Annotated in this window: 15 protein-coding genes; 6 read left to right on the top strand and 9 right to left on the bottom strand. The window is 71.6% G+C overall.

Annotated features, from left to right (window positions below; genetic code table 11):
- Window positions 1-40: 40 nt before the first annotated feature.
- On the bottom strand, window positions 41-1915 hold the full coding sequence (locus R2B67_RS21190; RefSeq protein ID WP_317820228.1) for a DUF8823 domain-containing protein: 1875 nt from the start codon (window positions 1913-1915) through the stop codon (window positions 41-43).
- A 194-nt stretch (window positions 1916-2109) separates the two neighbouring features.
- On the bottom strand, window positions 2110-4548 hold the full coding sequence (locus R2B67_RS21185) for a serine hydrolase (RefSeq protein WP_317820226.1): 2439 nt from the start codon (window positions 4546-4548) through the stop codon (window positions 2110-2112).
- A 193-nt stretch (window positions 4549-4741) separates the two neighbouring features.
- On the opposite strand from R2B67_RS21185, the gene R2B67_RS21180 reads away from it, so the two are divergent.
- The 3 genes from R2B67_RS21180 to R2B67_RS21170 all read left to right on the top strand — a co-directional run bounded on the left by R2B67_RS21180 (window position 4742) and on the right by R2B67_RS21170 (window position 7042).
- A complete protein-coding gene (locus R2B67_RS21180; RefSeq protein ID WP_018515795.1) occupies window positions 4742-5461 on the top strand; it encodes a GOLPH3/VPS74 family protein in 720 nt (239 codons plus the stop codon).
- Between the two features lie 306 nt (window positions 5462-5767).
- Window positions 5768-6625, top strand: coding sequence for a type II toxin-antitoxin system RelB family anti-toxin (locus tag R2B67_RS21175; protein ID WP_026242169.1), 858 nt, complete (start codon window positions 5768-5770; stop codon window positions 6623-6625).
- A gap of 210 nt (window positions 6626-6835) precedes the next feature.
- On the top strand, window positions 6836-7042 hold the full coding sequence (locus R2B67_RS21170) for a DUF397 domain-containing protein (protein WP_026242170.1): 207 nt from the start codon (window positions 6836-6838) through the stop codon (window positions 7040-7042).
- A gap of 165 nt (window positions 7043-7207) precedes the next feature.
- Here R2B67_RS21170 and R2B67_RS21165 read toward each other — a convergent pair whose 3' ends face one another.
- Window positions 7208-8062, bottom strand: a complete 855-nt coding sequence (locus R2B67_RS21165; RefSeq protein ID WP_317820223.1) for a hypothetical protein — start codon at window positions 8060-8062, stop codon at window positions 7208-7210.
- 89 nt (window positions 8063-8151) lie between these two features.
- On the opposite strand from R2B67_RS21165, the gene R2B67_RS21160 reads away from it, so the two are divergent.
- Window positions 8152-8934 carry an SDR family oxidoreductase gene (locus R2B67_RS21160; RefSeq protein WP_317820222.1) on the top strand — a complete coding sequence of 261 codons (783 nt, stop codon included), beginning with the start codon at window positions 8152-8154 and terminating at the stop codon, window positions 8932-8934.
- Between the two features lie 25 nt (window positions 8935-8959).
- On the opposite strand, the gene R2B67_RS21155 is transcribed toward R2B67_RS21160, so the two are convergent.
- From R2B67_RS21155 to R2B67_RS21130, 6 genes are all read right to left on the bottom strand, one after another.
- On the bottom strand, window positions 8960-10075 hold the full coding sequence (locus R2B67_RS21155; RefSeq protein ID WP_317820221.1) for an ADP-ribosylglycohydrolase family protein: 1116 nt from the start codon (window positions 10073-10075) through the stop codon (window positions 8960-8962).
- Window positions 10076-10283: 208 nt separating this feature from the next.
- A complete protein-coding gene (locus R2B67_RS21150) occupies window positions 10284-11081 on the bottom strand; it encodes an inositol monophosphatase family protein (RefSeq protein WP_317820219.1) in 798 nt (265 codons plus the stop codon).
- Window positions 11078-11704, bottom strand: a complete 627-nt coding sequence (locus R2B67_RS21145) for a 2'-5' RNA ligase family protein (RefSeq protein ID WP_317820218.1) — start codon at window positions 11702-11704, stop codon at window positions 11078-11080. The genes R2B67_RS21150 and R2B67_RS21145 overlap by 4 nt, the downstream gene beginning before the upstream one ends.
- Window positions 11701-12558, bottom strand: a complete 858-nt coding sequence (locus R2B67_RS21140; protein ID WP_317820217.1) for a carbohydrate kinase family protein — start codon at window positions 12556-12558, stop codon at window positions 11701-11703. Before R2B67_RS21140 ends, R2B67_RS21145 begins: the two co-directional genes overlap by 4 nt.
- Window positions 12555-13820 (bottom strand): DUF4145 domain-containing protein, encoded by a 1266-nt coding sequence (locus tag R2B67_RS21135; RefSeq protein ID WP_317820215.1) that lies wholly within the window; start codon window positions 13818-13820, stop codon window positions 12555-12557. The genes R2B67_RS21140 and R2B67_RS21135 overlap by 4 nt, the downstream gene beginning before the upstream one ends.
- Window positions 13821-13890: 70 nt before the next feature.
- A complete protein-coding gene (locus R2B67_RS21130) occupies window positions 13891-15153 on the bottom strand; it encodes a hypothetical protein (RefSeq protein WP_317820213.1) in 1263 nt (420 codons plus the stop codon).
- 316 nt (window positions 15154-15469) lie between these two features.
- On the opposite strand from R2B67_RS21130, the gene R2B67_RS21125 reads away from it, so the two are divergent.
- Both R2B67_RS21125 and griI read left to right on the top strand, forming a co-directional pair.
- Window positions 15470-16762, top strand: coding sequence for an aspartate kinase (locus R2B67_RS21125; protein ID WP_317820211.1), 1293 nt, complete (start codon window positions 15470-15472; stop codon window positions 16760-16762).
- A gap of 63 nt (window positions 16763-16825) precedes the next feature.
- Window positions 16826-17668, top strand: a complete 843-nt coding sequence (gene griI, locus R2B67_RS21120; RefSeq protein WP_018515802.1) for a 2-amino-4,5-dihydroxy-6-oxo-7-(phosphonooxy)heptanoate synthase — start codon at window positions 16826-16828, stop codon at window positions 17666-17668.
- Window positions 17669-17733 lie beyond the last annotated feature (65 nt).

Here is a 17733-nt window from a genome sequence, read left to right as displayed (position 1 = left end):
GTCTTTTCCGCAACGTCCTTGCAGAAGAGCCCGGTTCGGCTCAGCTGAGCTCCTCCGGGCACGGCGTCCCCGGCTGCAACTGGTACGGGGCCGCCAGCCGGTACACCCCCGGCTTCGGCGCGAGCAGCTCGGTCCACTCGTCGCCGTACGGACCCTCGTCCACGATCTTGTTCAGGCAGCCGTGGAGGTTGTCGAAGGTCTTGGGGGCCGTCTCGTCCTCCTGCGTCCGCAGCTTGGACTCCTCGGTCTCCTGCGGCCGCTCCACCGCCTTGCCCTGCTCGTCGACGACCGCGAGCCAGCGCGAGTGCGGGATCCGGATGAGCACCCGGCCCGCCGACTCGACCCTGATCGTCAGCTCGTTCGCCCCCGCCTTCTCCACCGTCGCGGGCGGATCGGCGAGCGGGGTCGGCTCCAGGACCCGGTAGAGCTTCCAGTTCTCGTCGCTCCAGATCTCGCGGAGGTAGGACAGCCCCTTCCCCACGAGCTCCGTCTCCCGCTCCGCCCCGCCGTCCGGCCTGCCGGTGGGCAGCACCACGTAGTGGACCGCCCAGCGGTCGAGCCACTGCCGGTAGTTGACCGCGTCCAGGGTGTCGTCGTAGAAGAGCGGGTTGCGCTTCATGTCGGCCTGCCGGTTCCAGCCGCGGGCCAGGTTGTACGTGGCCAGCGCCGAGGCCTCCCGGTGGCTGCTCGCGGGGACCACCTCGACCCGGCCCCTCTCGGCCCCGACCTGCTGGAGCTGGTTGACCAGGGGGGCCAGCGAACGGGCCCAGGAGGCGTCGGGGGTGGTGCGGACGATGTCGTCGACGCCCTTGAAGCCGATCCAGAAGTTGAGCCCGGCGAACGCCAGGACCAGCGCGTACCAGCGGCGGCTGCGCGGCACCGTGTACGGCAGGGCCGCGAGCAGCACGATCCCGGCGAACAGCATCGCCATACGGGTCACGTTCGACCCGATCTGCGAGTCGACGAAGTAGGTGAGCACGGTGCCGAAGCCGTAGACGGCGGCGGCCGTACGGACCGTGGACCAGTCGCGCGGTACGAGGACGAAGACGAGGACCGCGAAGAGGAACGGCAGCGACACCGTCCCCAGCGACATCGGCTGCGTACCGGAGAACGGGAAGAGGAGGGAGGACAGCGCCACCACGGCGACGGGGGCGAGCCCGATCGCGTACGCACCGGGGCGCCGCTTGTGGAGGAAGAGCGCGGCCGCGACGACCCCGAGGAAGAGCCCGGCGACCGGGCTGGAGGCGGTGGCGAGACCGGCGAGCGGGGCGGCGACGGCCGCCTTGGCCCACCGCTTGTACCGCCAGCGGTGGGGCCAGCAGAAGACGGCGGCGACGGCACCGACGGCGAACATCATGCCGAGCCCGAACGTCACCCGCCCCGACAGCGCGTTGCACAGGTAGGCGAAGACCCCGGCGAGCGAACAGGCCAGCGGATTGCGCACGGCCCGGACCCGGACCAGGATCAGCGCGGTCAGCGCCGCCGAGACCGTCCCCACGATCATCATCGTGGAGCGGACGCCGAGCACCGACATCAGATACGGCGAGACCACGCTGTACGAGACGGGGTGCATGCCCCCGTACCAGGCGAGGTTGTACGCGGTGCCCGGGTGCCGGCCCACGAACTCGGCCCAGGCGTCCTGCGCCGCGATGTCGCCGCCGCTGTTGGCGAAGAAGAGGAACCACAGGACGTGGGTGACGGCCGCGGCCGCCGTGGCGATGGTGACGGGGTGGCGCAGCAGCCGGCGGGTGGGGGTGGTGGGCGGCGGCTCAGGGGTGGTGGTGGGCTCGGGAGCGGAAGGCTCCGGTGTACGGGGGGAGGGCAGCAGGACGCGCGGGGCGGCGCTGTCGCCGTCCGCGATCTTTCCGGTGCTGCTGTCCGCCTCGCGGCCGGGTCTCGGCTCCGCGGTGGTCACTACGGTTCTCCCCGTCCTCCGGCGGCCCCGTACGCCTTTCAGGACGCGTCCCGGCGCCCTTCAGTTGTCCGGGGACGCTAACACGTACCTCCGACACATTCTCCTGACATCGGGACGGGGTGAGCGACGCCGCTCACCCCGTCCCGCGCCTGCCCCCGTATCTGCCCCCGTACCTGCCCCGTACCGCTGTGTGCTCAGCCGATCCTGGTGAGCTTGTCGCCGAATGCGGGCTCGGTGAGGTCGCCCTGGAGCGCCACCGGAGCCGTGACCTTTCCGGTGCCCGTGCCCACGGTGACCATGCCGACCTCGCTGCCGGCCTTCGCGGCGTGCGCGATGCCCTTGCCGTTGTCGGTGACCTTCAGCTCGACCTTCAGTCCGGGCCAGCCGACCGCCTTGAGGTTCTTCGTCGCTATGACCGGGGTCTGTGCGCCGAAACCGTTGTCCACATATCCGACCACGTCACCCTTCTTCACCACCGTGGCGGAGGTGGGGGCCTTCTGCGCGTCCTTGATCAGCTTCAGGCTGTTGGCCAGGGACAGCTCCAGGCTGTGGTGGACCCCGGTACCGGACTGCTGACCCATGACCGCCCCGTAGATCCACAGCGTCTTGCCGTCGACCACGGTGTTCGCGGACCAGAGGAGGTTGCCGCCCGCAGGGGTGGAAGAACCGGTCTTGATACCGCTCACGCCGGGCTGAAGCAGCAGCGTGTTGTTGTTGTAGATCTTGCCGGGCATGCCATCGATCTCGATATCGGGCATGTCCACGATCTTCCGGAACACCTCGCTCCGCATGACCGCCTGGGCCAGCTTCAGCTGGTCGGTCGCGGTGGACACCGTGGTCTTCTTCAGGCCGCTCGGGTCCGTGTACGTCGAGTCGGCCATCCCGAGGTCCTTGGCCGCCTCGTTCATCTTCTCGACGAACTTGTCCTCGCTCCCGGAGTCCCAGCGGGCGAGCAGCCGCGCCGCGTTGTTCCCCGAGGGGATCATCAGCAACTGGAGCAGCTGGAGCTGGCTGAGCTTCTGGCCGTTGGTCAGCTGGGCCACGGACTCGTCCTCGTTCTTGGACTCGTCCTCCGCCTGCTGGTCGACGGTGATCGTCTCACCCACCTCGTCACCCTTGAGCGGGTGCTCCTGGAGGATCACGTACGCGGTCATGGCCTTGGCGACGCTGGCGATGGGCGCCGGCTTCTGCGCCCCCTCCGAACCGAGCGACCCGACGCCGTCCACCATCACGGCGGACTGCCCCTGGCCGGGCCAGGACAGCTTGGTCTCACCGCCTTCGAAGGTGTACGTCGGCTTCGCCGTGAGCTCCAGGGCCGGCTCCGGCAGCGGGCGCATCACCTGCACGATCGCAAAGACGATCAGCAGGAGGAGGACCAGCGGGGTCCAGATCTTGACCCGCCGCACCGCCGTACGGACCGGGGTCTCGGCCGGCGGCGGGGTGTTCGTCAGCTCGGCGAGCAGGTCGAGCGGCGGCTTGGGCGGGAGCGGCTGCTGCCGGGTCCGCTCGGCCGCGGCCCATGAGGGGGCGGCCGGGGCGGGGGTGGGGGTGGGGCTGGGGGTCGAAGCCGGGGTGGGAGTCGCCGGGCCGGCGTCCGGCTTGCCCGTCGGGGCCTCGGTCTCCGGCGCGCGGGGCGCGGGGGTGGGCCGTACGTCGTCGGAGCGCAGGGGCACGAAGGTGCTCGTGCGCTCGACGGCGCTCTCGGGCTCACGAGCCTTGCCGCCTGCGGCCTTCAGCTCTTCGCGCTCCTGCGGCGAGAGCTTCAGCGCGGTCGTCGGCTGGTCGACCCGCTTCGGGGGTGCGACCGCCTTGAAGACGGCCGTGGGCTGATCGATTCCTCGCAGGTCGGAGCCGGTGGCAGCGTCGGCGCCGGCGTCGGAAGCGGGGCCCTCGCCGTCGTCGTCGGACGTGGGGTCGGACTTGGACTCGGCGTCAGACTTGGACTCGGCGTCGGCGTCGGCGTCGGCCGCAGGTTCCGCCTTCTCGGCTTCAGCCGCGGTCACGGTCTCCGCCTCGGCCTCGGGGGCGGAGTCGGAGTCGGAGTCGGAGTCAGCAGCAGGCTCGGCGTCGGCATCCGCGGCCGGCTCGCCCTTCGCCTCCACCCCGCCCTTCGCGGAGTCTGCGGAGTCGTCCGCCTTGCCGTCCGTCTCGTCGTCCGCCTTGGCCTCGCCTTCGGCCTCCGCATCGACCCACGCGGCCACCGCCGCGCGCAGCCGTACGTCACCGGGCTCCGGCTCACCCACACCGGCATCGGACGTGTCGCCCGCGTCGCCCTCAGGGGCCTCCGCGGCCGCGTCAGCGCCCTCGGGGGCCTCGGCGCCCTCTGCGGGCTTCTGGGGCGTTACAGCGCCCTCAGGGGCCTTCGCGGGCTCCTCCTCGCCGGAAGCGGGCTCCTCGGGGCCGGAAGCGGACCCCTGCGGCGCGCGCCCGGCCTCGTCCTCCGGGAGACGGGGACGGAAGACAGCCGTAGCCGTGTCCGTCGTCACCCCGTCCGTCGTCGCCTCGTCGGCAGCCGCATCCTCAGCCACGTCCGCACCGGGTTCGCGGAACACCGCGAAGCGCGGATCACGTTCTTCCGCAGCCGTCCCCGACGACTTCCGCTGCTCCGTTTTGTCGGGGGACTCGCCCGCCACCGATGCCTCCTCATGCGCCGCGGGGCAATCCCCGCGCTGTCCGAACCATCTACCAGTGTCCTGTGTGAACCCCTGGCCGAGCTGCTAGACGAGAACGACATACCTACTGGTTCCCACACAAAGCAGTCAGGCGCTCTCGACAGATGAATGTGAGAGGGGTCACCCTGTCAGACATCCACGCGGGGAGGCATGGATGGGCAGGAGCCGCAGAACAATCCCGGAGGAGCTTCTGTTGCTCGCTCTGGACCCGACCACGGGTACCACAGCGCAGCCGCAGTCGCTCGACCTCGGCCTGGCCGGGGCACAGCTAGTGGAGCTGGCTCTGGCAGGACGGATAGCCCCTGACGGGGATCGTATCGCCGTGGTGATGCCACGGCCGACAGGAGATCCGACACTGGACTCCGCACTGGAGCTGCTGCGCCGTCGTGGCAGCCCGGTCCGGGCGGTCCACTGGATCGGCGGACCCCGGCTGGGGCTGCGCCAGATCTATCTCGCTCATCTGGAGCGGTGCGGCATGGTTCATGCCGTGGCGGGCCAGATGTGCGGAGTGCTGCCGACGACTCGCTACCAGGCGACGGACACGGCGATCAGCCGGGACATCAGGGCCCGGCTGGACAGTGCGATCCGCACCGGCGTACCGCCGGACCCGCGGACCGCGGCGCTCGCCGCACTGGCCCACGCGGTCGGACTCGGCAAGCACCTGTACCCCGGGAACGAGGGGCGTTCATCGCGCTCCCGGCTCCGGGACCTGATCAGGCACGACCCCATGGGCGGCCTCGTGGCGCATGCCGTGATGGACGTCCAGAACGGAGTGGCCGTCCAGCCGCGCCGTACGCAGCAGGCAGCGGGCGTTCCGTTGCAGCCGCAAGCACAGGCACGCCGGGACAGCATGGCGCACACCGCCGCGAGCTGATCCGGAGCGCCTGAGCAGGACCCGCGCAGAGGACCGCGCGGACAATCGCACACCGCCGTGCCGTCGTCACAGGACCCGGTTCGGGAGCCGCACCACGCACGGGGCAGCCGGTTTCGACCGGCTGCCCCGTGCGCTTGCGCGCCGTAGCGCACGCCCTCTCACGCGCCGGTGCGTGCTCCGGTGCGCGGTCGGGGGCTTATACCGCACGCACCTGCGTGTGGCCGTTTCCCAGCGCGGCCGGGGCAAGGGGTGGCAATCTGCTGAGCAGTAGATACGCACAGCTACATAGCCGGAGGTGCACTTTCCGTGCCGTCCAACGTCAATCCCACAGTCAGGCGACGCAGGTTGGGCCAGGAACTGCGCCGCCTGCGCGAACTCAAAGGCATGACGGCAGAGGAGGTGGCGGAGCGGCTGCTGGTCTCGCAGTCGAAGATCAGCCGCCTGGAGAACGGCCGCCGCTCCATCAGCCAGCGCGATGTGCGCGACCTCTGCGGGGTGTACGAGGTCGAGGACGTCCGCATCGTCGACTCGCTCATGCAGATGGCCAAGGACTCGCGCCAGCAGGGCTGGTGGCACGCCTTCGGCGACATCCCGTACAGCGTCTACATCGGTCTGGAGACGGACGCGGAGTCCCTGCGGGTGTACGAGCCCCAGATGGTTCCGGGCCTGCTCCAGACCCGGGCGTACGCCGAGGCGCTGATCAGCGGCGCGCTCCCCGAGGCACCGCCGTCGGACATCGAGAAGCGCGTCAACGTACGGTCCCGGCGCCAGGACCGGGTCAACGCGCCGGAGAACCCGCTGCGGCTGTGGGCCGTGATCGACGAGTCGGCGCTGCGCCGGCGGGTCGGTGACAACCAGGTGATGATCGACCAGCTGGAGCACCTCGTCGAGCAGTCGCACCTGCCCCATGTGACCGTGCAGGTGCTGCCGTTCGACATGGGGGCGCACCCCGGGATCAACGGGCAGTACGCGATCCTGGAGTTCCCGGACGCGGCGGACTCCAGCGTCGTCTACATCGAGGGCGTCACGAGCGATCTCTACCTGGAGAAGGCGAACGACGTCCAGCGCTACAGCGTGATGTACGAGCACCTGCGGGCGCAGGCGCTGAACGTGGAGCAGACGCGGGAGTTCATCAGCAAGATCGCCAAGTCCTACACCAGCTGACACCAGCTGAATCAGGACACTCTCCAGAGCGCCGGGGGAGCGGCGGCGGTACCTTACACCGCCGCCGACTCACGGCGTAAGAGTTCTTGGCTAAATGACACCCGGTCGAGTGAACGGCCATCTCATGGACGGGGCTTGGCGAGTAGCGTCGATCACGCCAACCGGAATCAGGTTGGTGCGACTCACCCAACTCTCTGAACCGGAGTGAACATGGCAATTCTTCAGGGTGCTACGGACATGTGGACGAAGTCGTCGTACTCCGGGGGCAACGGCGCGTGCGTCGAGGTCAAGTCCCCGGTCGCTCTGTCCATCGCCGTGCGTGACTCGAAGGCCCCCGAGGGCCCCTCGCTCACCTTCGTCCCCGGTGCGTGGAACGCGTTCGTGCGCGATGTCGCCACGGGCCCGGTCGACGCCTGACCGCAGAGCAGGCCGCACCACCTGCACCACTGCATCACCTGCACCACCTGCACCACCTGCACCACCTTGCATCACCTGATGGAGCCCTCTCGACCGGTTCGCCGTCCTGGCCGAGGGGGCTCGGCACGCGCCCCCACCCCACGCCCCCACCCCACCCGACGGCCGTCACCTCAACCGGTCGACGTACCGATCGGTCCCCGGCACGGTCGGGATGAACGGCGCGACCAGCTCGACCCGCCCCAGCCCCGCTTCCGCGACCGCCGCGTCCAGCCCCGTGAAGTGCGCCCCCCAGCAGGTACGGGGGTCCTCCTGGAGGAACCACAGCAGCGTCAGCCGGGTGTCCACCCCCTCGACCTGCTTCACGTACGTCATCCGGTCGCCCGGCAGGGGCGTCGGCCGGAAGACGGTCACCATGGCCGCCGGCGAACCGCTCAGCCGCTTCGGCAGATGGCGCGACCTCAGCCACTCCAGCAACTCGGCCCGCTGCTCGGGTCCTTCGGCGTCGACGACCTGGAGCACGAGTCCCGCGTACGGGTGGTCGAGCGCGTGGAAGTCCCGGGGTCCGGCGGCACCGTCGCGGTAGACCGTGGCCTCGTGGTCCTGGAAGGCCGTGAAGACGTGGGTCCGGTCCTGGTAGACCCGGCCGTCCCGGTTGAGCCGCTTGTTGATGGCGACGGTCCACTGCATGTGCTCGTCGTAGCGGCCCTCGGTCACCCAGTACGTCGACAGGTAGCACCCCGTTCCCACCGGCCGGGCGACCGCCGACTCCTCCGGATAGCGCAGCTCCTGGAGGTCCTTGGTCGCCACCCAGCGGCGCCCGGCGAACATCCACGGCATGGCCGTCGCCCCGGCGTAGTAGTGGTCGTCCTCGTACCAGCGGTTGTACGCGTACTCATGGCCCGGATGCGGTTCGACCATCGTGATCAGGGCGTGCCCCGGGCGCACCCCGTACGGTCCCACCGCCGCCAGCCCGGCATAGCCCGCGCCCCGCGTCCCCTCGCCCTCGCCCTCGTCCGCCATGTCCCGCACCCCTTCCCCTTCCATCGGCCCCCGAGGGCACCTACTCTGACGCTCCGTCAGAAAAACTTCCAGGGCCGGGAGGCGCCGGGATGCTGCTCACGGGAAAGACCGTCATCGTGTCGGGCGTCGGCGCGGGGCTCGGCCACCGGGTCGCCGAGACCGTCGTACGCGACGGAGGGCACGCGGTGCTCGGGGCGCGTACGGCGGCGCAGCTGGCCAAGGTCGCGGCGGAGATCGACCCGGACGGCCGGCACACCGCCCACCTGCCGACCGACATCACCGACGAGGCGCAGTGCGAGGCCTTGGCCGCCCTGGCGGTCGAGCGGTTCGGCGGGATCGACGCGGTGGTCCATGTGGCCGCCTGGGACAGCTACTTCGGCGGCCTCCAGGACGCGGACTTCGCCACCTGGCAGTCGGTCCTCGACGTCAACCTGCTCGGTACGCTGCGGATGACCCGGGCCTGCCTGCCCGCCCTCAAGGAGCGCGGCGGCTCGGTGGTGGTGATCGGTACGCAGTCCGCGGTGGCCGCACCCTCCCAGGTGTGGCAGGCGGCGTACGCGGCGTCCAAAGGGGCGCTCACCTCGGCGATGTACTCCCTGGCGCGGGAGTTGGGGCCGCACCGGATCCGGGTCAACACCGTGCTGCCGGGGTGGATGTGGGGCCCGCCGGTGCAGGCGTACGTCCAGTTCACCGCGCACACCGAAGGCGTACCGGAGTCCGAGGTGCTGGCCCGGCTCACCGAGCGGATGGCGCTGCCGGAGCTGGCCACGGACGGGGATGTGGCGGAGGCCGTCGCCTTCCTGGCCTCCGACCGGGCGCGGGCGATCACCGGCCAGTCCCTCCTGGTCAACGCGGGCGAACTGATGCGCTGATGCGCTGAGCGGACGGCGGCGGATCTCAGCCGCGCGGGTAGCGGGCCAGCCACCCCGGGGCGGCGGCGGTCGGGCTGTGCAGGGCCGGGCCCTGGGTCATCTCCATCGCGAAGTCGTCGGCCAGTTCGAGGAGCGTGGGGCGTCCCTCCAGCTCGGCGAGCCAGGCCGGCGGCAGCGCGGTCTCGCCGTGCAGCACGCCGAGCAGCGCCCCGCAGACGGACCCGGTGGCGCGGGACGGCCCGCCGTGGTTGACGGCCAGCCGCAGCCCGTGCCGTACGTCCTCACTGACCAGGGCGCAGTACACGGCGACGGCGAGCACCTCCTCGGCGGCGTCGCTCGCGCCCAGCGCCTCGATGAGGGCGGGACCGGGGATGCCCTGCCGCACCGACCCGAGGGCCTGCTGAAGGGCCTCGGTCACCGGCTCGTGTCCAGGGCGTTCGCCGAGCAGCACCATCGCATGCTGTACGGAGCCGTCCAGACTCTCGCCGCGCGCCAGAGCGTGCACGAGTACGGCGAAGGCCCCGGCGGCCAGCTGGGCGGCGGGATGCCCGTGGGTCTGGGCCGCGCACTCGACGGCCAGCTGGAGCACCAGCTGCGGCTCCCACCCCACGAGCAGCCCGAACGGCGCGGACCGGGTCAGCGCGCCCGCGTCCCGGGCGGTGGGGTTCTTGGGCCGCTCCAGGGTCCCCATGACGGTGTCGCCGAAGCCGCCCAGGCACTCCCGGGTGGGCCCGCGGCGGGCGTAGAGCCACTCCTCGGCGGCCAGCCACCCGTTGTCCTTGCGCCGCTCGTCGGGCCCCCAGTCGTGCTGGGTCGCGGCCCAGCGCAGGTGGGCCCGGTGCACATCGGTGGGCGGGTGCCAGGCTCCGGTGTCCCGGCGGACCTGGGCGCGGATCAGCCCGTCCACGGTGAAGAGGGTGAGCTGGGTGAGGGCGGTGACGGCCCCGCGTCTGCCGTGCGCGGCAACGTAGTCGGTGACCCCCTCGGCCCCGTACGCCTCCCGGATCTCCTCCAGCGCGAGCCCGCTGACCCCGGCCCCGAGCGCGTCCCCGACGGCCCCGCCGAGCAGCGCCCCGCGCACCCGGCTGCGGAAGTCCTGCTGCTCGGCCCGTCCCCAGACCGCCGTGGTCCCTGTGCTCACCCCGCCCCCTCCCCGTCACCACGTCCTCGCCGGCGCGGCCCTCTGCGGGCGACCGCGCAAGCACTGTAATCGAACGGGAACGGGCGGTAGAGGGGGCGACCTGGGTACGTACGGGTATGTCGACGGACGTCCCGCAGGTCGCTTTTGGGCCGGTCGGGCACGCGGCACCACCTCGTCTCTCTCCCCCCCACGGTCCGGGGAGGGGCCGTCAGCTGTCGAGCGACTCCCAGAGCGCGATCAGCTCCCGGGCGACCGGCTCGGCGCCCGCGGCCAGAACGGGAGACCGCAGGGTGAAGGCGCCGCCGCCCGCTCCCAGCACCGCCCCGCCGCGCTCCCGCACCAGGGCGACGCCCGCCGCCACGTCCCACGGGCTGGGGCCCAGGCATACGCAGGCGTCCAGCCAGCCCTCCGCCACCCCCACCAGGTCCAGGCTCATCGCACCTTGCAGCCTGATCCGGTGGGCCCTGTCGTACAGGAGGCCGATGAGCCGGGCCGGACGCGAGCGGCCGGAGCCCGTACCCGTCAGGCCGACCACAGCCCCGGACAGAGTCCGGCTGCCCGGCAGGCCGGGCGCGCCCGCAGCCACCGCGCCCTCGGCCCCCGTGCTCCAGCGCCGGCCGAGTGCGGGCGCGTCCACCACGCCGACCACCGGCTCCCCGTCCACCACGCAGGCGAGCGAGACGGCGTACCCGGGGGCTCCGCGGCTGAAGTTCATCGTGCCGTCGATGGGGTCCAGCAGCCAGCACGTACCGGGTACGGGGCCCGCGCCCGCCGACTCCTCGCCGACGACGGGGATCTCCGGTGTGCGCTCCGTGAGGATCCGGGTGACCCGCCGCTCGACCTCGATGTCGGCAGCGGTGACCTCTTCCCCCGAGGGCTTGAACCGCCTGTGCGACCAGGCCCGGCCCGCCCCCTCCCCGGCGAGCCACTCCACTCCGGCGCCCACGGCCTCCTGGGCGAAGCGGTGCAGGGCCGGGCCGTCGTACGGCGGGTGCCGGAGACTCATACGGCGCCGACCGGCAGCTCGGCCAGCTTCTCCGCGTGGGCGCCGTGCTCCCCCATCACGTAGAAGCTGAACCGGTCGAAGATCCACTCGGCGGGTACGCGGGTGCGCTCGGGTGCGGTCCGTACGAGTTCGAGGGCGGTGGCCTCGTCGGTGCGGCCCAGGGTGATGTGGGGTGCGTAGGCCTCGCCGGTGTAGCGGTAGCCGTACCGGGCGAAGCTGGCGCGTTCGGCGTCCGTGAACCGGGAGGTGTCCTTCGAGGTGTCGAACGCCTGCCGGTCGAGGCGGGGTGCGAGGCCGTCGAGGACGACTTCCTGGAGCTTTTCCAGCAGCGCGGGCCGTTCGACGGACATGAACAGCCAGCCGGTCGGCTGGTGGACGATGCCGACGGACGCGAGGGACAGCTGGTCGGGCAGGCTCAGCGCCGCTTTGGTCCTCGCCAGTTCCCGTGCGGGATCCAGGCTGTCCTCGAACGGCCCCTGGAAGACGGTCAGATGGGGCAGATTTCCTTCCTCGCTCAGCGGCGGCTGCAAGGGCTGGTCACCGCCCAGACTCTGCTGCAGCCGGATCGCGGCGCGTGTGTGGTCCGCGCGCGGGAGCAGGGCGACGCCAAGCCACCTGGTCATGGATGAGCTCCTATCTTCGTGATGACGTGCAACGCGGCATCGAGCCCTCTGCGCATGCACGCGGACGGCGGTTCGCCGGACAGCCAGCCGGCGACGACGCCGGCGTTGAAGGCGTCACCGCCTCCCGTACGGTCCACCGGTTCCACGGCCGTCGTCGGTTCGCGCACCACCGCACCGGACGGTGAGGCCCACAGGGCGCCCTCGGCCCCCTGCGTCAGGATCACCTCACCCGACAGCCGTCCGGCGTACCGCAGGGCGGTGCCGGCCGCGTCGTCGGGCAGGGCGCCGGGCAGCCGGCCCGCCTCGTCCGCGTTCATCAGGTTCAGTCCCGGTCCCTCGGCCAGCCGGCTCATGTCCCGGCCGTTCCATTCGACCGAGACGGTACGGCCGGCCCGGCGTGCCAGGGCCACGACGCGGCCGAGCTCGGGGGTGGGCTCCCCGACGACATGGACATGGTCCACGGCCGCCACGTCCAGCTCCGTCACCGCCCGGAACGCCTCGTCGCGGTCGGCTCCGGCGAACGTCATCATCCGTTTCCCGGTCCCGGACGAGATCACGATGGCCATGCTCGTCCGCAGCGAGGGGTCCACGCGCACCAGCGCCGTGTCCACCCCTCCCTCCCGGAGGTCGTCCAGGCACAGGCGGCCCAGCGCGTCGTCCCCCACCGCCGACACGAGCCTGACCTGGCAGCCCTGCCGGGCGAGGCCCAGGGCCGTGTTGGCCGCCGACCCACCGGGCCGCGCCTCGCAGGCGTCGCCCCGGACCTTCTCGTGCTCCCGGGGGAAGTCCTCCGCCCGCACGATGATGTCGAAGTTGGTCCCGCCCAGCACCAGCACGCGTCTGCCGTCGGTCACGGGTCCCCCAGGCGGTAGCTCTCGAAAAGGACGTGGCGCACCAGCCGCTCCCGGCTGCTCCGGGTGCTCTGGAGGGGGAACGAGGCATGCGCGATCAGGTCGTCGACGGTGGCCTCGAAGCGCTCGGCGTCGGCCCCCAAGTCGTGGAACCGCCGCATCAGTTCACGGAAGAGGTCGTTGGGCCGGACACCGACCGAGGACAGCCAGGTGCGGTTCGCGATGAGCACGTTGGCGGCTGCCGACCGTAACCGCGCCTGGGCCAGGGGCGGAAGCATGTCGGAGTTGAGCAGCTCGAAGTAGTCGTCCTCGTCCCGGGCGTGCATCCGGAGGTTCTGCCCGCCGACGGCCAGGACGTCCCGGTTCAGATGGAAGAGCTCAAGACCGAGGTGGTGGGGCACGTCGAGAATGCGGACCCCCCTCTCCCGCAGCCCGGCCTCGTCGGTGGCGAAAGCGGTGAGGACGTTGGCGAACATGTCGCTGTACCTCGGCACGGCGATCTCCGCACCCGCCGGGTCGGCCAGGAACTCCTCGGTGGTCGCACCGCCCCAGCGCCCACCGCGCGCCGCGAGGAGGTAGAAGTTGCGGCCTCCCATCGAGTGCCCGAGGCGGCCCACGGAGGCCACCCGGGCCCCGAGCTCCGCATCCTCCGCGATCATGCTCAGGAGCCGTTGCTCGTTGTAGATCGCCAGGTCCAGCCGCCCCTCCGCGACCTCCCGGACCAGCTGGTCCGACCAGGGAAGCTGGACGCACACCACCCGGTGGTTGCGCCGGGCGAGCACCTCGTCGAAGCCGCAGCCCAGCAGCAGGGCCTTCACCACGATCAGGGTCGAATCGGCCAGGCGGGTCGTCCCGGCCGTGTGCTGCACGGCGGCCAGCGCCTCCCGCCCCTCGCTCTCCGCGAACGACGAACTGGTCCGGCCGTACCAGGCGGCCAGCTGCGTCAGGGCGTTGAGACAGGGCTGTACGTCCTCCGCGGAGATCTCGTCGCCCGAGCCGTCGAGGGCGTGGCTGCCGAAGTTGCCGTAGTTCTGGATCGTGCGGATGGCGAGCACCATCTTCGGCGGTACGAGCCCTTTGGCCGTGAGCACCGTGAGCAGGGATTCGAGCGTCGGCTTGGACCCGACGGCCTCCCTCATGGCAAGGTCCAAGAGGATGGCCTCCGCCGCCCGCCGTGCCGTACTGAGGAAGACCTCCGGGTCCGATTCGGCATAGCGCAGGGCCTTCTTGTAGAGCCGGAGGGACTCGCCCTCGTTGACCGTCACGTCGACCGTGTCCTGTTCGGCAGTTTGAACCTGATGCTAACAACGAGGTCTATGAGCAGGCTGGTTGTGGTCACTCGTCGGAGATGCGGCTGCCCCGCAGCGAAGCGAGGACCAGGCGTCCGTACCGGGTGGCGAAGGCGGCCGCCGTGGCAAGGAAGGCGACGGCCAGGGCGAGCAGGAGGTGGCGGGGGTCGTCGTCGCCGAGCACCTGGAGGATGCTCAGTGCGGTGCCGAGCGGCAGGCCGAGGATCGTCAGCACACCGAGGGCGCCGGCGATCTGCTGCCCGTCCTGCGTCTGGACGAGCCGGGCGTAGTCGGCGGCCTCCGCGAGGATCTCCTCGAACCGGGCCGGCAGCCGGTACTGCTCGTGGTAGGCGAGCAGCAGCTCGTTGGCCGGGCCGTGGGCGGTGAGGTGCTGACGCCAGTAGGTGCTCCGGAACGCCGCGATGTCCCGTTCGAGGCCGGTGACGCGGCGGGCGAGCCCGGGGCCGTCGAAGACCCCGGAGAGCCCGTCGGTCAGCTCGTCGATGTGGTCCCGCTGCGCGATGCCGAGGAGGAGGGCGTCCAGGTAGACGGAACGGACGTGCAGGGCGGCGAAATCGTAGAAGTCCCCCTCGCCCGCATCGGGTCGATGCCCGAGGAACGCGGCGCCGTGGCGCAGGACGAGGGCGCTCCAGTCGGCGGAGATCCGCACGGCCCGCTCGGTCTGGCCGGGCAACTGCTCCGGAGCGGTGGGAAAGTCCGTCTCGTCGGACCGGGAGGCCAGCGCCCAGAGCCAGCGGTCGGCCGTCGCCGGGAGCGCACCGTCGGAGCGGAGTGCGGCGGTCCCGGAGGGGCCGGGGGTCAGGAAGGCGACGGTGTACGGGTGGGTGGCGGCGCCCAGGTCCACCGGCGAGGCGACCCCCGCGAGAAGGACGTCGGGGGCGAGCGGGCCGCCCAGCGGATCGGGTCCCGCGCCCGCACGGCCGGCCAGCGCCCGGAGCACACCGAGCAACCCCGCCGAGTGGACGCTGAAGTGCAAGACGGCCAGGGCGTGTTGGGGCTGCACCGCCGTCGGGATGCGCAGGATCTCCAGGCCGTGCAGGTGGAGGGTCCCGTGCACGGTGTCGGCGAACAGGTGCCAGCGGCGCGGCCGTTGGGGCGACCCGTACAGCGCGCGCCCCGCGGCCTGGGTGAAGTACGTCTGACGCGAAACCACATCCGTCCGGTGGCCACCGGCCTCGAAGGGGATGGGGCCCTCGGCCCACGCGACGGGGTCGGCGTGCAGCCGGACCGGAAGGATGAGGCTGACCGACTGCCGTAAGCCGGCGGCGGATCCGATGCCGGCGGTCATCCGCGCCCTCCCCGGCCGGAACGATTTCCGTGCCCACGGTGTTCGCGCACCGACACCCCCGTCTTCAGCGCCCGCCGTACGAAGCAGGGAAAGGTTACCCGCCTCCGCTCCCCCCGTGACAACGGTTTTACGGCCGCCACCTCGCCGCCGCCTGGCCGCCGAGCAGCCCCCGCCCCGGCCTCCGCCCGCCCGCACTGTCCCGATACACGCGCAATAGCCCGGCGGTGCGACGGAGACACGGCGTCGATATCCCGCTCCTGGAAGCTCGTCGCAGTGCTCGGGAAGCCGGGCTCGACGAGGCGGGGGGAAGCAGCGCGTGAGTACGCAAGGCAGCGGTCCCACGAGCGACGTGGTGGTCCAGAAGTACGGCGGAAGTTCGCTCGCCACCGTGTCCCAGGTACGTCAGGTCGCCGACCGGGTCGGCGCACTCGCACGCTCCGGCCGGCGTGTGGTCGTCGTGGTCTCGGCACAGGGCGACACCACCGACGAACTGATCGGCCGGGCCGGCGCGGTCAATCCGCACCCGGCGGGCCACGAACTCGACCAGTTGCTCGCCACCGGGGAGACCGCCTCCGCGGCGCTGATGGCGATGGCGCTCCAGCACAGCGGCCTGGCCGCGACCGCGCTGTCCGGCTCGCGGAGCGGCATTCTCGCCACCGGGCCGCACGGCGCCGGAGTCATCGTCGCGATCGACACGGAGCAGTTGCGCACGCTCCTGGACGCGGGCCAGGTCGTGGTGATCGCCGGGTTCCAGGGCGTCACCGCCGACGGCGACATCATCACGCTCGGCCGCGGCGGCTCGGACACCACGGCCGTCGCGGTGGCGGCCGAACTCCGCGCCGGCCACTGCGAGATCTACAGCGACGTGCGCGGCGTCTACACCGCCGACCCGCGCGTCGTCCCCGACGCACGGCTCATGCCCGACATCGACATCGACGTGATGACCGAGATGGCCTTCGCCGGAGCGCGGGTCATGCACTCGCGGGCCGTCGAGCTCGCCGCCCTCTACGACGTCGACATCCTCGTGGGCCGCTCCACGGCCACGCGGACCGGCACCCGTATCCATCGACTCCACCGACGAGACGGAAACGACATGCTCGAGGACAGGACCGCGGTGATGGCCGTCGTCCACGACACCGACATCGCCCGCATCACGCTCCGCACCCACGACACACCGGATCCCTCACCCGACGTCTTCCGGTTCCTGGCCGAGGAGTCGATCCCGGCCGACATGACCACGGTCGCCTCCGCGCCCGGCGGCGGCTTCTCGCTCGGACTCACGGTCCACCGTTCGCACGCGGCGGACGTCAGCAGGTCCTTCAGCGACCTCATGGCGCCGCGCCGGCACGGGGTGGAGGTCGAGGACCAGGTCGCCAAGGTCTCGATCGTCGGCCAGGGCCTGCTCAGCCGGCCCGAGTACGCCTCCCGGATGCTGGCCTCGCTCGTCGGCTCCGGCATCAGCGCCCGGTCGCTGTCCGCGTCCCAGCTGCGCGTCTCGGTGACCGTGCCGAGCTCCGACGCGGTCCGCGCGGTCGGCCTGCTGCACAGCGAGTTCGGCCTCGGCGCCGAGGCCGGCGCGCTGCCCGCAAGCCTCTCCCCTCGGCCCTGACCCCGGCCCCGGTCCTGATCCCAACCCGAGGCCCGCCCCGCCGACACCAGACAAGGAGCACCGATGGCCCCGAACGCCCCCTTCGCCAGGAGTCTGCGACTCCAACGGCTCCACCACCACGACCCCGAGCGCCTGTTCATCGTCCCGCTCGACCACTCGATCACCGACGGCCCGCTGACCCGCGCGCACCACCTGGACGCGCTCGTCGGCCAGCTGGCCTCGCACCACGTCGACGGCATCGTCCTGCACAAGGGATCGCTGCGGCACGTGGACCCGGAGTGGTTCACCCGGACCTCGCTGATCGTGCACCTGAGCGCCAGCACGGTCCACGCCCCCGACCCCAACGCCAAGTACCTGGTGTCGAGCGTCGAGGAGAGCCTGCGGATGGGCGCGGACGCGGTGAGCGTCCACGTCAATCTCGGCTCCGACCAGGAACGTCACCAGATCGCGGACATGGCGGCGGTCGCGGAGGCCTGCGACCGCTGGAACGTACCGCTGCTGGCGATGATGTACCCGCGCGGCCCCAAGATCGACAATCCGCGCGATCCGGCGCTCGTCGCCCACGCCGTCCAGGTGGCCGTCGACCTCGGCGCCGACCTGGTCAAGACGCTGTACGTCGGATCGGTCGAGGCGATGGCCGAGATCACCGCGTCCTCGCCGGTTCCGGTCGTCGTGGTCGGCGGACCGCGCGACAGCGACGAGGGCCGGATCCTCGCCTATGTCGACGAGGCGCTGCGCGGCGGCGCGGCCGGTGTCGCCATGGGCCGCAACGTCTTCCAGGCCAACGATCCCGGGGCGATGGCGGACAAGCTCTCCGACCTCATCCACAACAGCGGTCACAGCCGCAACAGCGGCAACAGGTCCGCTTCACCGGCGCGCGCCGGCGCGACGGCCGGCGCCGCCTGATCCGTCCCGCCGAACGATCTCAACTCCCCTGTTCCATCACGTCAGTCCATCGCTTCTGAGGAGTT

It is taken from the genome of Streptomyces cyaneofuscatus, assembly GCF_033109485.1.
Classification (GTDB): Bacteria; Actinomycetota; Actinomycetes; order Streptomycetales; family Streptomycetaceae; genus Streptomyces; species Streptomyces cyaneofuscatus.
This window is presented reverse-complemented; position numbering and strand designations above follow the sequence as displayed.